7 protein-coding genes, 3 rRNA genes and 1 pseudogene are annotated in these 15,280 nt (G+C 67.7%); 3 read left to right on the top strand and 8 right to left on the bottom strand.

What is annotated here, in order from left to right; all coding sequences use genetic code 11:
• Positions 1 to 110 precede the first annotated feature (110 nt).
• Positions 111 to 1,661: an alkaline phosphatase D family protein gene (locus KIF24_RS06130; protein ID WP_221083210.1), complete on the bottom strand. Its 1,551-nt coding sequence runs from the start codon at positions 1,659 to 1,661 to the stop codon at positions 111 to 113.
• A 172-nt stretch (positions 1,662 to 1,833) separates the two neighbouring features.
• Here KIF24_RS06130 and sigJ point away from each other — a divergent pair, with 172 nt between their 5' ends.
• Positions 1,834 to 2,760 (top strand): RNA polymerase sigma factor SigJ, encoded by a 927-nt coding sequence (gene sigJ, locus KIF24_RS06125; RefSeq protein ID WP_331461018.1) that lies wholly within the window; start codon positions 1,834 to 1,836, stop codon positions 2,758 to 2,760.
• A gap of 44 nt (positions 2,761 to 2,804) precedes the next feature.
• On the opposite strand, the gene ndk is transcribed toward sigJ, so the two are convergent.
• Entirely contained in the window at positions 2,805 to 3,230 is a 426-nt protein-coding gene (gene ndk, locus KIF24_RS06120; RefSeq protein WP_221083209.1) for a nucleoside-diphosphate kinase, read from the bottom strand.
• Between the two features lie 142 nt (positions 3,231 to 3,372).
• Between ndk and KIF24_RS06115 the strand changes: the two are divergent.
• Positions 3,373 to 4,799, top strand: a pseudogene (locus tag KIF24_RS06115) (VOC family protein).
• Positions 4,800 to 4,820: 21 nt separating this feature from the next.
• Here KIF24_RS06115 and KIF24_RS06110 read toward each other — a convergent pair.
• The 3 genes from KIF24_RS06110 to KIF24_RS06100 form a co-directional block, all read right to left on the bottom strand.
• Positions 4,821 to 5,222: a DUF4233 domain-containing protein gene (locus KIF24_RS06110; protein WP_221083208.1), complete on the bottom strand. Its 402-nt coding sequence runs from the start codon at positions 5,220 to 5,222 to the stop codon at positions 4,821 to 4,823.
• Complete coding sequence (locus KIF24_RS06105; protein WP_230416024.1) at positions 5,219 to 6,490, bottom strand: bifunctional folylpolyglutamate synthase/dihydrofolate synthase; 1,272 nt, start codon at positions 6,488 to 6,490, stop codon at positions 5,219 to 5,221. Before KIF24_RS06105 ends, KIF24_RS06110 begins: the two co-directional genes overlap by 4 nt.
• 107 nt (positions 6,491 to 6,597) lie before the next feature.
• Positions 6,598 to 9,216, bottom strand: coding sequence for a valine--tRNA ligase (locus KIF24_RS06100; protein WP_221083207.1), 2,619 nt, complete (start codon positions 9,214 to 9,216; stop codon positions 6,598 to 6,600).
• A gap of 70 nt (positions 9,217 to 9,286) precedes the next feature.
• Here KIF24_RS06100 and KIF24_RS06095 point away from each other — a divergent pair, with 70 nt between their 5' ends.
• Positions 9,287 to 9,970 carry a hypothetical protein gene (locus KIF24_RS06095; RefSeq protein ID WP_221083206.1) on the top strand — a complete coding sequence of 228 codons (684 nt, stop codon included), beginning with the start codon at positions 9,287 to 9,289 and terminating at the stop codon, positions 9,968 to 9,970.
• A 168-nt stretch (positions 9,971 to 10,138) separates the two neighbouring features.
• Here KIF24_RS06095 and rrf read toward each other — a convergent pair.
• The 3 genes from rrf to KIF24_RS06080 form a co-directional block, all read right to left on the bottom strand.
• Positions 10,139 to 10,255, bottom strand: a 5S ribosomal RNA gene (gene rrf / locus KIF24_RS06090).
• Between the two features lie 92 nt (positions 10,256 to 10,347).
• A 23S ribosomal RNA gene (locus KIF24_RS06085) occupies positions 10,348 to 13,459 on the bottom strand.
• 386 nt (positions 13,460 to 13,845) lie between these two features.
• Positions 13,846 to 15,280: ribosomal RNA gene (locus KIF24_RS06080) — 16S ribosomal RNA — on the bottom strand; the annotation flags it as partial.

Below are 15,280 nucleotides of genomic sequence, written 5' to 3'. Positions count from 1 at the left end.
CCCACCCCACCCCCGCCCCCGCGATCTTGCAGTTGTGGCACCCTTCGAAAGGGGCCTTTCGGTGTGATTCGGGAGCCACAACTGCATGATCGACACGGCCGGGGTGGGGGTCAGGGGGCGGGGAGGGTGGTGGTCCAGAGGGAACGGCCGTCGCGGTCGCGGAGGTGGACGGTGAGGGCACGGGAGTGCGCGTCGATGTGAACCTCGCCGAAGTGCTGGAAGCCCTCGGCCGGGGAGGTGTTGGCGCGGGGCGGGGCGTTCACGAACACCGCCTGCGGGCCGAAGGTGCCGTCCAGGGCGTTCGGGCCGAACGCGCCCGCGTGCGCCGGGCCGGAGACGAACTCCCAGAACGGGGTGAAGTCGGCGACCGCCGCGCGGGCCGGGTCGTAGTGGTGCGCGGCGGTGTAGTGCACGTCGGCGGTGAGGAAGACGATCCCGGTCACCCCGGCCCGGTGGGCCGCACCGAGCACCCCGGCGAACTCCAGTTCCCGCCCGGCCGGGACGCCCGGGTCGCCCTGTGCCACGCCCTCCTGGGCAGCCGCGCCGTCCGGCACCACCAGCCCCAGCGGCAGGTCGATGGCGATCACCTTCCAGGTGGCCCGGGACCGGGTCAGTTCCCGGATCAGCCAGGCCCGCTGTTCGGCACCGAGCAACCCGCGACCCGGGTCGGCGTACGTGTTGCCGTCGTTGGGGTCCTTGTAGGTCCGCATGTCCAGCACGAACAGGTCCAGCAGCGGGCCGTAGGCCAACCTGCGGTACAGCGGTCCGCGCGGGGGCGTCGGCAGCCACTCGTCGAACGCGCGCCGCGCCCGAGCGGCGAGCACGTCCACCCGGCGTTCGGTGTAGCGGTCGTCGGTCAGCACCTCCCCCGGGTACCAGTTGTTGGTCACCTCATGGTCGTCCCACTGGTTGACCTGCGGCACCTCCGCGGCGAACGCCCGCAGGTGTTCGTCGAGCAGGTTGTACGCGAACTGCCCACGGAACTCGGCCAGCGTCTCGGCGACCTTGGACTTCTCCGGGACGACCAGGTTGCGCCAGACCCGCCCGTCGGGCAGCGCGACCGACTCGGTGAGCGGGTTGTCGGCGTACACGGTGTCGCCGCTGCACAGGAAGAAGTCCGGCCGCCGCGCCCGCATCGCCCGGAAGATCGACATGCCGCCGAAGTCGGGTGCGATGCCCCAGCCCTGCCCGGCGATGTCACCGGTCCAGACGAAGCGCACGTCACGGCGGCTGTGCGTGGCCGGGGCCGTGGTCAGCGCACCGGTCAACGGCGCGCTGGCCAGGCCGGGCCGGTCCAGGCTCTCCACCCGCACCCGGTAGTGCAGCCGCTCGGCACTGGGCAGCCCGCCCAGCCGCACCTTGCCGGTGAAGTCCGAGCCCGGGTGCAGCACCGGTCCGCGCACCTTGCGGGCGCCCCGGAAGTCGGGCCGGCGGCTCACCTCCACCAGCATCCGACCCGGGCGGTCCGCGCGGGTCCAGACCACCGCGGAGTCCGCCGCCGCATCGCCGCTCTGCACACCGTGGGTCAGCACCGGCCGCCCACCGGGCCGCCAGGCCGGTCCGGCGGACGCGCCGGCCCCGCCGAGCAACACGCCGCCGGCGACGCCGGCGCCGGCCACCACGCCGGCCCGCAGCAGGGTACGTCGATCGATCTCGGTCATCGTTCCTCCTGGGTGAGGGGACTGACCGCTTCGGTCTACCGGCCGGACGTGACCGTCGACGGCGATCCCGGTGACCGCCGCCGGAACGGCGCATGACCGGCGTCACAGCACGCACCTGTCGCGAACGGACCGCCCGCGCCGACCTGGTCCCGGCGATTGCCACAATCAACGGGTGGAACCGAATCACGGCGACCGTCCGCAGCGATCTGCCGAGGGGCGGGTGAGCCCGGTCGACGCGGCCGAGGCGGCCGACGCGCTCGACGCGCACCGGCCGATGCTGCTCGGGCTGGCCTACCGGTTGCTGGGCAGCCGGCACGACGCCGAGGACGTGCTGCAGGATGCCTATCTGCGGTGGGTCCGGGTCGACCGCGCCGGGGTGGCCGAGCCGCGCCGCTACCTGTCCCGGGTGGTGACCCACCTGTCGATGGACCGGCTGCGGGCCCGGCAGGCCGCCCGGGAGGCGTACGCCGGTCCGTGGTTGCCGGAGCCGGTTCCGACCGTGCCGTCGCCGTTCGGCCCGCTGGAACGCGCCGAACTGCGTGACTCGCTCTCCACCGCGCTGCTGCATCTGCTGGAGCGGCTCACCCCGCCGGAGCGCGCGGTCTACGTGCTGCACACCGCTTTCGAGCTGCCGTACACCGAGATCGCCGAGGTGCTGGACCGGTCCGCCGAGGACTGCCGGCAGTTGCACCACCGGGCGAGCCTGCGGATCGGGCGCGACCAGCGCCGGTTCACCGCCGACCGGGCCGAGCAGGAGCGGCTGCTGGAGGCGTTCATCGCCGCCTCGCACGAGGGTGACCTGGCCGCGCTGACCGATCTGGTCGCCGCGGACGCGACCGCGTGGAGCGACGGCGGCGGCCGGGTGAAGGCCGCCCGCAACCCGGTGACCGGGGCCGACCGGGTGGCCCGGTTCATCCTGGGCATCCGGGACCGGGGGTGGCCGCTGACGGTGCACCGCACGGAACTCAACGGCCAGCCGGCCGCCCTGGTGATGACGGCGGACGGCCAGCGGCACGCGGTCACCCTGTGCACCGCCGGCGGCCGGATCACCGGCATCTTCGTGGTGGCCAACCCGGAGAAGCTGACCTGGGCGACATAGGGCACCGGTCGGCGGGCGGGTGGCCTGGCCGAGACCGGTGAGGATCAGCCCAGGTCGGGAAACCAGAGGGCGAGTTCGCGCTTGGCGCTGTCCGCCGAGTCGGAGGCGTGCACCAGGTTCTCCCGGTTGGACAGGGAGAGGTCACCCCGGATGGTGCCGGCCGCTGCCCGGCGCCCGTCGGTGGCGCCGATCAGGCCGCGTACCACGTCGATGACCTCGTCACCGGAGAGCACCAGCGCGACCAGCGGGCCGCCGGTCATGAACGCCTTCAGCGGCGGGTAGAACGGCTTGTCGACGTGCTCGGCGTAGTGCTCGTCGGCCAGCGCGGGGTCCATCGTCCGGGACAGCATCGCGTCGATCCGCAGCCCTTTGCGCTCGAAACGAGAAATGATCTCGCCTACCAGCCCTCGGCGGACCGCGTCGGGCTTGATCAGTACGAGCGTCCGTTCGTCCGGGCTGCTGCTGGACACGCTGGGTTCCTCCTCAGAGCGGAAGCCGGTCGGGCTGGGTACGGTCAGCCTAGCGACCCGGTCCCGGCGCCGGCGCGGTGGTCGGTCCTTCCCCCGACCTCCGATCCGGCCTAGCCTGGCCCTGACCCCCGGGAGGTCCACTGTGGCGAATGGTGGCGGGAACCGACCCATCGCGCCGGTACGCAAGTTGATCGCTGCGGTGCTCGGCACCGTGGCCACCTTCGTGATCCTCTTCGGCCTGGGCATGACCAGCTGGGCCATCGTGGCGCTCGGGGTCGCCCTGCTGGCGCTGGCGATCGCGCTGGCCACCGTGCGCGGCGGCGGTCGCACCTGGGTCATCGGTGCCGGGCACGTGCACAGCGCCTCCGAGCCCCCGACCCAGTACGCCTTCGGGCGCTGCGAACTCCAACTGGTCATCGACGCACCGGGGCTGCCGCCCCGCTCGAAAAAGATCATCGAGCCGCGGGTGCCGGTCTCGAAATGGCCGTCGTTGGGGCAGACCCTGCCGATCCGGGTGGCATTGGACGACCCGCGACACGTCCGGGTGCTCTGGGACGAGGTGCCCACCCACACCGAGGCCGGCAACACCGCCGACCTGCCCCCCGAGTTCACCAGCCCGGCACCGCCCGACGAGGTGCTGATCGGGCAGAAGGCGCCGCCGTGGGCCGACCGGGCGCCCGAGGACGACTTCCACGACCCGCTGGGCGACCCGCCGGGCGGCCCGCCGCACGAGGCCCCCACGGAGCCCGTCGAGCAACGCGAGACGGTGCGGGTACGCCAACGCCCGGGCCGGCCGGTCGTGCTCGAGGGGACCGTGGTCGAACGCTCCACCGACCGGCCGCTCCCCGCCGGGCCACACCCGCGCCCCGCACGCCGGCCGAGGAACGATTCGCCGCGGCGCCGACCACTGCCGCGGACGCGCCCGACGGGCCGTTCACGGAACCGCAACAGGCCGGGCGACGCGCCGACCGGCCGGCCGCCCCGAGCGCCGCCCCGCCGGGCGCGAGTGCTCCGCCGGATCCACTCGGCCCACTCGACCCGCTCGACCTGCCGCTGGACGACCCGGAGCCGCGCCCCACCGCCGACCGGCCCGCCGGGGACGGCGAGGCGGCGGTCGGTGCGAGAGAACTGGACGAGGCGATCTTCGGCTTCGACCCCGAGACCACCGACCCGGCCGCTGCCGATCCGGCCGCGCCGATCAGCGGGGTCGGGATCACCCTGCTGGTCACCGAGCTGCCCCGCTCCCTGGAGTTCTACCGGGACCGGCTCGGCTTCACCGAGGTCGACCGGGGGTCGGGCAACGCCGTCCTCGCCTCCGGGGCGACCCGGCTGGTGCTCCGGGAGGTGACCGGCGCCCAGCCGATCAGTCGGCGGCTGGTGCACGTGAACCTCGACGTGGACGACATCCAGTCGGCCTACGAGCGGTTGCGCGACTCCGGCGTCCGGTTCACCTACGCTCCCCGGATCGTCAACCGGGGCAGCAAGCTGGAGGTGTGGGCGGCGGCGTTCCGCGATCCCGACGGGCACGGCATCGCGCTGACCCAGTGGCGGGAACGCGCCGACGCGTGAGGACCGCCGTGACCCGGCGACTCAGCCCAGGACCACCCGGCGCACATGCGACGCGTACGCCCACACCAGAGCGAACGTGACACCCAACGCGAACAGCGACCAGTGCAGCAGCCCGGAGAGCAGCAGCAGTCCCTGCAACACGGTGCCGGCATGCCACGCCCACGGCCGACGCATCATGCCGGCCAGTACCGCGGCGGCCACGGCCAGCGCCACGACCACCGCGATCGCGGCGCCGCCGAACTCACCGCCGACCAACCGGATCGGCTGGATCGCCAGCAGCAGCACCAGCGCCTCCAGGGTGAGGGCGCCCGCGCCGAGCCCGCGTACGGCCCGCACCGGGTCACGCAGGCCCGACCGGCGCGGCTGCGGGTCGTCGGCCGAAGGGCCGGATGCGCCGCCGCGCTCCGGCTGTTGTGCGGTCATCGTTTCAGCAGCCGGCGGGCGTCGGCCACGGTCACCACCGAGCCGGTGATCAGCACACCTACCCCGGCCAGTTCGCCGGGCACGTCCTCCTCGGCGAGCACCACCGCCGCCTCGATCGCGTCCGGCATCTCCTCGGCGATCTCGACCCGGTCCGCGCCGAAGACCTCCGCGGCGAGCGCGGCCAGTTCCTTCGCCGGCAGCGCCCGGGGTGAGCTGTTCCGGGTCACCACCAGCTGATCGACCACCGGCTCCAACAGCTCCAGCATGCCGACGGCGTCCTTGTCGGCCAGCGTGGCCAGCACGGCGACCAGCTTGCTGAACGCGAACTCCTCCTGCAGGGCGGTGACGGTCGCCGCCATCCCCTGCGGGTTGTGCGCGCCGTCGAGCAGGATCGTCGGGGCGCTACGGACCCGCTCCAGCCGGCCGGGGGAACTGGTGGCGGCGAAGCCCTCCCGCACCGCCTCCACGTCGAGTTGCCGCCGGGCGCCGGCACCCAGGAACGCCTCGACGGCGGCGAGCGCCACCGCTGCGTTCTGTGCCTGGTGAGCGCCGTGCAGCGGAAGGAACACGTCTTCGTACACCCCGCCCAGGCCCTGCAGGCTGAGCACCTGCCCGCCGACGGCGACGGCCCGGCCGAGCACGCCGAACTCCGACCCCTCACGGGCAACGGTCGCGCCCACCTCGGCGCAGCGTTGCAGGATCGGCCGGGCGGCCTCCTCCTCCTGCGCGGCGCAGATGACCGTCGCGCCGGGGTGGATGATCCCGGACTTGGCGACCGCGATGTCCTGGAGGGTGTCGCCGAGCCACTCGGTGTGGTCCAGCCCGATCGGAGTCAGTACGCACACCCCGGCCTGGATCACGTTCGTGGCGTCCTCGGCACCGCCGAGGCCGACCTCGACCACGGCCACGTCCACCGGGGCGTCGGCGAAGGTGGCGAACGCCAGCGCGGTGGTCAGGTCGAAGTAGGTCAACGGTTCGGCTGAGCGGTCGTCGACCAGCTCGGCCAACGGCTTCAGCTCCTGGTACACCGTGGTGAAGCGGGCCTCGTCCACCGGCTCGCCGTCGAGACTGATCCGCTCCCGGACGGTCTCCAGGTGCGGGCTGGTGTACCGCCCGGTGTGCAACCCGAAGGCCCGCAGCAGCGAGTCGATCATGCGGGCGGTGGAGGTCTTGCCGTTGGTCCCGGTCAGGTGGATCGACGGGTACGCCCGCTGCGGGCTGCCCAGCAGGTCGAGCAGGGACGAGATGCGGTCCAGCTCGAAGACCATCCGGGTGAAGCCGCGCGCGGCCAGTTCGGCCTCGACCTCGACGAAGGCGGCATGCTCGGCACGGTTGGTGCGGTCCGCGTCCCCGCGGGCGCGGTCTGGGCGGTCGGTCACGAGGAAAGCGCCTCCAAGGCGGCGTCGATGCGGGCCAGGTCGGCCTCGGCGACGGCCAGCCGCTCGCGGATCTTGACGACGACGTGTTCGGGGGCCTTGCCGACGAAGGCCGGGTTGTCCAGCTTCGCCCGGGCCTGCCCGGCCTCCTTCTCCGCCGCCGCGCGGTCCTTGGCGAGCCGGGCGCGTTCGGCGGCCACGTCGATCGAGCCACGGGTGTCCAGGGCCACGCTGACCTCACCGGGCATGGCCAGCGTCGCGCTGGCCTGGAAGTCGTCGCCGGCCGGATCGAGCCGCGCGAGGGACCGGATCAGCGGCTCGTGCGCTGCGACACCGGCGCCGGCCAGCCCGTCGAGCCGGGCGGCGACCCGCTGGGTCGGGCGCAGCCCCTGGTCGGAGCGGAATCGGCGGACCTCGGTGACGACCCGCTGCAGGGTGGCCACCTCCGCCTCGGCGGCGTCGTCGATCAGCGCCCGGTCGCTGGTGGGCCAGGGCGCGGTCAGCACCGTCTCGCCGCCGGTCAGGGCGGTCCACAGTTCCTCGGTGACGAACGGGATCACCGGGTGCAGCAGCCGCAGCAACTGGTCCAGCACGTGGCCGAGAACCCGGCGGCTGACCTCGGCCGGCTCGCCACCGCCGGCGAGGACCGGCTTGCTCAGCTCGACATACCAGTCGCAGACGTCGTCCCAGGCGAAGTGGTACAACAGGTCGCAGACCTTGGCGAACTCGTACGTCTCGAACTGCTCGTCGACCTCCGCGGTGACGTGGGCCAGCCGGGACAGGATCCACCGGTCCACGGTCGAGAGCCGGTCGGCGGACGGCAGCGGGCCGCCGGTGTGCGCGCCGTTGATCAGCGCGAACCGGGTGGCGTTCCACAGCTTGTTGCAGAAGTTGCGCGACCCCTGGCACCACTCCTCGCTGACCGGCACGTCGCCACCGGGGTTGGCGCCCCGGGCCAGGGTGAACCGGGTCGCGTCGGCACCGTAGCGGTCGATCCAGTCCAGCGGGTCGACGACGTTGCCGAACGACTTGGACATCTTCTTGCCGTGCTCGTCGCGGACCATGCCGTGCAGTGCGATCACGTCGAACGGCTGCCTGCCGTCCATCGCGTACAGCCCGAACATCATCATCCGGGCGACCCAGAAGAAGAGGATGTCGTACCCGGTGACCAGCACACTGGTCGGATAGAACTTGGCGAGGTCCGGAGTCTGCTCGGGCCAGCCGAGGGTGGAGAACGGCCAGAGCCCGCTGGAGAACCAGGTGTCCAGGACGTCCTCGTCCTGATGCCAGCCCGCTCCGGCCGGCGGCTCGTCGTCCGGGCCGACGCAGACGACCTCGCCGTCCGGGCCGTACCAGACCGGGATGCGGTGCCCCCACCACAGCTGCCGGGAGATGCACCAGTCGTGCATGTTGTCGACCCAGGCGAAGTAGCGCTTGGCCAACTCGGCCGGCTCGATGCGGACCCGACCGTCGCGCACCGCGTCGCCGGCCGCCTTCGCCAGCGGAGAGGTGTTGACGAACCACTGCAGGGAGAGCCGGGGCTCGACCGTGGTCCGGCACCGCGAGCAGTGCCCCACGGCATGCACGTACGGCCGCTTCTCCGCGACGATGCGCCCCTCGGCGCGCAACGCCGCGACGATCGCCGGGCGGGCCTCGAAGCGATCCAGCCCTTCGAACGGGCCGGGCGCGGTGATGACACCCCGCTCGTCCATGACCGTCAACGCCGGCAGGTCGTGCCGCTGGCCGATCTCGAAGTCGTTCGGGTCGTGCGCCGGGGTCACCTTCACCATGCCCGTGCCGAAGGCCGGGTCGACGTGCGGATCACCCACGATCGGGATCCGCCGACCCGTCAGCGGCAGTTCGACCTCGGTGCCGATCAGATGCCGGTACCGTTCGTCGTCCGGGTGCACCGCCACCGCCGTGTCGCCCAGCATCGTTTCGGCCCGGGTGGTGGCCACCACCACGTCGTCGCTGTAGCGGATCGACACCAGTTCGCCGTCGTCGTCGGTGTGTTCCACCTCGATGTCGGACAGCGCGGTCAGGCAGCGCGGGCACCAGTTGATGATCCGGTTCGCGCGGTAGATGAGACCGTCGTCGTACAGCTTCTTGAACATGGTCTGCACGGCGCGCGACAGGCCCTCGTCCATGGTGAAGCGCTCGCGGTCCCAGTCCACCGAGTCGCCGAGGCGGCGCATCTGGCCGAGGATCGCGCCGCCGGAGGTGGCCTTCCACTGCCACACCCGCTCGACGAACTTATCCCGGCCGAGGTCGTGGCGGGACAGGCCCTGCGCGGCCAGCTGCCGCTCGACCACGTTCTGGGTGGCGATGCCGGCGTGGTCCATGCCCGGCAACCAGAGCGCCTCGAAGCCCTGCATCCGCCGGCGCCGCACCAGGGCGTCCTGGACCGTGTGGTCGAGGGCGTGGCCCATGTGCAGCGAGCCGGTCACGTTCGGCGGCGGGATGACGATGGTGAAGGGCTCCCGGTCGCTGTCCGCCGACGCCCGGAACCGACCGTCGGCTACCCACTGCTCGTACCGCCGCTCTTCTACCTCGCCGGGCTGGTACTGGCCGGCGAGGGTCGGGGCGTCGGGGCGTCGGGCATCCAGTCTCTCGGTCACCTAAGAAAGTCTACGGAGCGCTTCGACGGAGCCGACGTGCGCCACCGGTGGTTCGCGTACGGTGTCGGCTATGTCCGACGCACATCTCACCGCCCGTCAGCTCGACGACGGCGCACCGCTGGTCAACCTGACCGGCGAGCCGATCGAGCTGGGCGACCGCGAGCCGGCGGACGGCGGCGACCCGGCGGCGACCCGGACTCGCCGCCGGCGGGTGGTGGTCGCACTGCTGGCGCTCCTCGCGCTGGCCGGCACCGGGGCGTTCGGCACCTGGGGGTGGCGGATCTTCCAGCAGAAGGACACCCGGATCACCACGCCCGACCAGGTCGCCGGCCTCCGCCTGGACGACAGCGACCGGGCGTCGAGCACCGCGGACTACCTGCGCAGCGGTCTCGCCGCCGACATCCGGCTGGACAGCAGCTTCGGCGCGGTCTACCAGGATCCGGCGGACGCCCGGCGGTCGGTACTGTTCTTCGGCGGGACGACCCTGCTGTGGCAGCCGGAACGTGATCTGGAGAGCCTGTTCGAGCTGATGGCCGACGAGACCGCGGCGGTGACCGGCCTGCGCGGCGTGCCGCCGGGTCCGCTGGGCGGCGTGATGAAGTGCGGCAGCACCAGCGGCGAGGGCGGCGACTTCGCGGTCTGCGGCTGGGCCGACCACGGCAGTGTGGTGATGGCCATGTTCCCCGGCCGGTCCGTCGACGACGCCGCCGGGCTGCTGCGGGAGATCCGCGCGGCGGTGCAGACCCGCGACTGACGGCGTCGGTGGTGGTGTGGTCAGGGCGCCGCGGTCGGGTGGCAACTCCCGGCACCAGCCGCTCGTTCCGCTCGTTCCGCTCGTTCCGCTCGTTTGGTGTTCCGGTATTTTGTGTGGGAATGCGTTCAGGGCCACCCCTTTGGTGGGGTGGCCCTGAACGGGAAGTGTGTCCGGCGGTGTCCTACTCTCCCACACCCTCCCGGGTGCAGTACCATCGGCGCTGGAGGGCTTAGCTTCCGGGTTCGGAATGTGACCGGGCGTTTCCCCTCCGCCATGACCGCCGTAACCTTATCAACATGTCAAACAACACCACACCAACCTGCCGGCGGGTTTGTTTGTTTGTTGTGAGTTACACAGTGGACGCGAGCAGAATCTTCGTGAGCAAGTCCTCGGCCTATTAGTACCGGTCAACTGAACCCGTTACCGGGCTTACATTTCCGGCCTATCAACCCAGTCGTCTAGCTGGGGCCTTACCCCACCAAAGGTGGGTGGGATACCTCATCTTGAAGCAGGCTTCCCGCTTAGATGCTTTCAGCGGTTATCCCTTCCGAACGTAGCTAACCAGCCGTGCCCCTGGCGGGACAACTGGCACACCAGAGGTTCGTCCGTCCCGGTCCTCTCGTACTAGGGACAGCCCTTCTCAAGTATCCTACGCGCACGGCGGATAGGGACCGAACTGTCTCACGACGTTCTAAACCCAGCTCGCGTACCGCTTTAATGGGCGAACAGCCCAACCCTTGGGACCTGCTACAGCCCCAGGATGCGACGAGCCGACATCGAGGTGCCAAACCATCCCGTCGATATGGACTCTTGGGGAAGATCAGCCTGTTATCCCCGGGGTACCTTTTATCCGTTGAGCGACACCGCTTCCACACGCAAGTGCCGGATCACTAGTCCCGACTTTCGTCCCTGCTCGACCCGTCAGTCTCACAGTCAAGCTCCCTTGTGTACTTGCACTCAACACCTGATTGCCAACCAGGCTGAGGGAACCTTTGGGCGCCTCCGTTACCTTTTAGGAGGCAACCGCCCCAGTTAAACTACCCACCAGACACTGTCCCTGAACCGGATAACGGTCCGAAGTTAGAAACCCGAATCAACCAGAGTGGTATTTCAAGATTGCCTCCACACATACTGGCGTATGCACTTCACCGGCTCCCACCTATCCTACACAAGCTAACTCAGATACCAATGTCAAGCTATAGTAAAGGTCCCGGGGTCTTTCCGTCCTGCCGCGCGTAACGAGCATCTTTACTCGTACTGCAATTTCGCCGGGCCTGTGGTTGAGACAGTGGGGAAGTCGTTACGCCATTCGTGCAGGTCGGAACTTACCCGACAAGGAATTTCGCTACCTTAGGATGGTTATAGTTACCACCGCCGTTTACTGGCGCTTAAGTTCTCCGCTTCGCCCCCGAAAGAACTAACAGGTCCCCTTAACGTTCCAGCACCGGGCAGGCGTCAGTCCATATACATCGAATTACTTCTTCGCATGGACCTGTGTTTTTAGTAAACAGTCGCTTCCCCCTGCTCTCTGCGGCCATACAACGCTCCACCCGCACGGGGCTTCACGTCTCCGGCCCCCCTTCTCCCTAAGTTACGGGGGCAATTTGCCGAGTTCCTTAACCACAGTTCGCCCGATCGCCTCGGTATTCTCTACCTGACCACCTGTGTCGGTTTGGGGTACGGGCCGCTCAGAACTCGCTAGAGGCTTTTCTCGGCAGCATAGGATCACTGACTTCACCTGAATCGGCTCGGCATCACGTCTCAGCCTTCATGCACCACGGATTTGCCTATGATGCGGCCTACACGCTTACCCCGGCACAACCACCGGCCGGGCTCAGCTACCTTCCTGCGTCACCCCATCGCTTGACTACTACCCGCCAGGTTCCCACGCTCCCCACCCTCAACCCGAAGGCCTTGGACAGTTCGGATGGTTAGCACAACGAAGTTCATCACGGGCGCTCCTTCGCGGGTACGGGAATATCAACCCGTTGTCCATCGACTACGCCTCTCGGCCTCGCCTTAGGTCCCGACTCACCCAGGGCGGATTAACCTGGCCCTGGAACCCTTGGTCATCCGGCGGAAGGGTTTCTCACCCTTCTTTCGCTACTCATGCCTGCATTCTCACTCGTGCCGCGTCCACAACTGGGTCACCCCGCTGCTTCACCCCCGGCACGACGCTCCCCTACCCACCCACACACCTGGATGCGCCCCCAAAGAGACACACCAAGTCACATGTGAATGCCACAGCTTCGGCGGTGTGCTTGAGCCCCGCTACATTGTCGGCGCGGAACCACTTGACCAGTGAGCTATTACGCACTCTTTAAAGGATGGCTGCTTCTAAGCCAACCTCCTGGTTGTCTATGCGACCCCACATCCTTTTCCACTTAGCACACGCTTAGGGGCCTTAGCTGGTGATCTGGGCTGTTTCCCTCTCGACTACGAAGCTTATCCCCCGCAGTCTCACTGCCGCGCTCTCACTTACCGGCATTCGGAGTTTGGCTGATTTCGGTAAGCTTGTAGGCCCCCTAGACCATCCAGTGCTCTACCTCCGGCAAGAAACACACGACGCTGCACCTAAATGCATTTCGGGGAGAACCAGCTATCACGGAGTTTGATTGGCCTTTCACCCCTAACCACAGGTCATCCCCCAACTTTTCAACGTTGGTGGGTTCGGCCCTCCACACGGTCTTACCCGCGCTTCAGCCTGCCCATGGCTAGATCACTCCGCTTCGGGTCTAGAACATGCGACTCAAACGCCCTCTTCAGACTCGCTTTCGCTACGGCTCCCCCACACGGGTTAACCTCGCCACATGCCACTAACTCGCAGGCTCATTCTTCAAAAGGCACGCCGTCACCCCGCAAGGCTCCGACGGATTGTAGGCGAACGGTTTCAGGTACTATTTCACTCCCCTCCCGGGGTACTTTTCACCATTCCCTCACGGTACTCGTCCGCTATCGGTCACCAGGAAGTATTTAGGCTTACCAGGTGGTCCTGGCAGATTCACGGCAGATTTCAGGAGTCCGCCGCTACTCGGGAACACCCACAGAAGACCAGCTGCTTTAACCTACCGGACTATCACCGTCTACGGTCAGCCATTCCAGACCATTCAGCTAACAACTGGCTTTATCACTCCTCACACGAGTGTCAGCCCGTGTCGCAGGGTCCCACAACCCCGACCACGCAACCCCTGACAGGTATCACACGCAACCGGTTTAGCCTCAATCCGCTTTCGCTCGCCACTACTCACGGAATCACTATTTGTTTTCTCTTCCTACGGGTACTGAGATGTTTCACTTCCCCGCGTTCCCTCCACACACCCTATGAGTTCAGGTGCAGGTGACACCACATGACTGATGCCGGGTTACCCCATTCGGACACCCTGGGATCACAGCTCGGTTGACAGCTCCCCCAGGCCTATCGCGGCCTCCCACGTCCTTCATCGGCTCCTGGTGCCAAGGCATCCACCGTTCGCCCTTGACAACTTGACCACAAAGATGCTCGCGTCCACTGTGCAATTCTCAACAAACAACCAACCCACAACCCACCACCCCACACCAGCCCGACAACCGCCGGCGGTATGCGAGACAAGGCCATGCCTGGCAACCACACCAAAACCACAAAAAGGGCCTCAGCATCGGTTCCGAAGAAACCAACCCCACAGGATTGTTCCTTCAGGACCCAACAGGGTGCTCTCCGCCATCCCCAGCCGCACCAAACCCCCCGTTCCACACCAACCCCGAAAGATCAGCAGTACTAGAAGAACCCGGCCGTTGCCGAAGAAAAACTCACCAGTGTCTCCGCCATCCGAGCACCCCGACCCAACATCCGCAGGCCGCGGGCCCCATACCAGCTTTCGCCGGATGGTGCTCCTTAGAAAGGAGGTGATCCAGCCGCACCTTCCGGTACGGCTACCTTGTTACGACTTCGTCCCAATCGCCAGCCCCACCTTCGACGGCTCCCTCCCACAAGGGGTTGGGCCACCGGCTTCGGGTGTTGCCGACTTTCGTGACGTGACGGGCGGTGTGTACAAGGCCCGGGAACGTATTCACCGCAGCGTTGCTGATCTGCGATTACTAGCGACTCCGACTTCACGGGGTCGAGTTGCAGACCCCGATCCGAACTGAGACCGGCTTTTTGGGATTCGCTCCACCTCACGGTATCGCAGCCCATTGTACCGGCCATTGTAGCATGCGTGAAGCCCTGGACATAAGGGGCATGATGACTTGACGTCATCCCCACCTTCCTCCGAGTTGACCCCGGCAGTCTTCGATGAGTCCCCGCCATAACGCGCTGGCAACATCGAACGAGGGTTGCGCTCGTTGCGGGACTTAACCCAACATCTCACGACACGAGCTGACGACAGCCATGCACCACCTGTCACCGGCCCCGAAGGACCCCACATCTCTGCAGGATTTCCGGCGATGTCAAACCCAGGTAAGGTTCTTCGCGTTGCATCGAATTAATCCGCATGCTCCGCCGCTTGTGCGGGCCCCCGTCAATTCCTTTGAGTTTTAGCCTTGCGGCCGTACTCCCCAGGCGGGGCGCTTAATGCGTTAGCTGCGGCACAGAGAACCGGAGAGGCCCCCCACACCTAGCGCCCAACGTTTACAGCGTGGACTACCAGGGTATCTAATCCTGTTCGCTCCCCACGCTTTCGCTCCTCAGCGTCAGTATCGGCCCAGAGACCCGCCTTCGCCACCGGTGTTCCTCCTGATATCTGCGCATTTCACCGCTACACCAGGAATTCCAGTCTCCCCTACCGAACTCTAGCCTGCCCGTATCGACTGCAAGCCCGCAGTTGAGCCACGGGTTTTCACAGTCGACGCGACAAGCCGCCTACGAGCTCTTTACGCCCAATAAATCCGGACAACGCTCGCGCCCTACGTCTTACCGCGGCTGCTGGCACGTAGTTGGCCGGCGCTTCTTCTGCAGGTACCGTCACTCACGCTTCGTCCCTGCTGAAAGAGGTTTACAACCCGAAGGCCGTCATCCCTCACGCGGCGTCGCTGCATCAGGCTTCCGCCCATTGTGCAATATTCCCCACTGCTGCCTCCCGTAGGAGTCTGGGCCGTGTCTCAGTCCCAGTGTGGCCGGTCGCCCTCTCAGGCCGGCTACCCGTCGTCGCCTTGGTAGGCCATCACCCCACCAACAAGCTGATAGGCCGCGAGCCCATCCCAAGCCGAAAAACTTTCCACCACCAACCATGCGGCCAACAGTGAATATTCGGTATTAGCCCCGGTTTCCCGGGGTTATCCCAAAGCCTAGGGCAGGTTGCTCACGTGTTACTCACCCGTTCGCCGCTCGAGTAC

Source organism: Micromonospora tarapacensis, assembly GCF_019697375.1.
Taxonomy (GTDB): Bacteria; Actinomycetota; Actinomycetes; order Mycobacteriales; family Micromonosporaceae; genus Micromonospora; species Micromonospora tarapacensis.
Note: the sequence above shows the minus strand (reverse complement) of the source record. Positions and strands in the feature narration are given on the sequence as shown.

What these genes read in the sequence shown, in the direction of transcription:
- KIF24_RS06105 (WP_230416024.1), bottom strand. Translation starts at nt 6,490, where the DNA reads ATGGTCTTCGAGCTGGACCGCATCTCGTCCCTGCTCGACCTGCTGGGC.
- KIF24_RS06095 (WP_221083206.1), top strand. Translation starts at nt 9,287, where the DNA reads ATGTCCGACGCACATCTCACCGCCCGTCAGCTCGACGACGGCGCACCG.
- KIF24_RS06110 (WP_221083208.1), bottom strand. Translation starts at nt 5,222, where the DNA reads ATGACCGCACAACAGCCGGAGCGCGGCGGCGCATCCGGCCCTTCGGCC.
- KIF24_RS06130 (WP_221083210.1), bottom strand. Translation starts at nt 1,661, where the DNA reads ATGACCGAGATCGATCGACGTACCCTGCTGCGGGCCGGCGTGGTGGCC.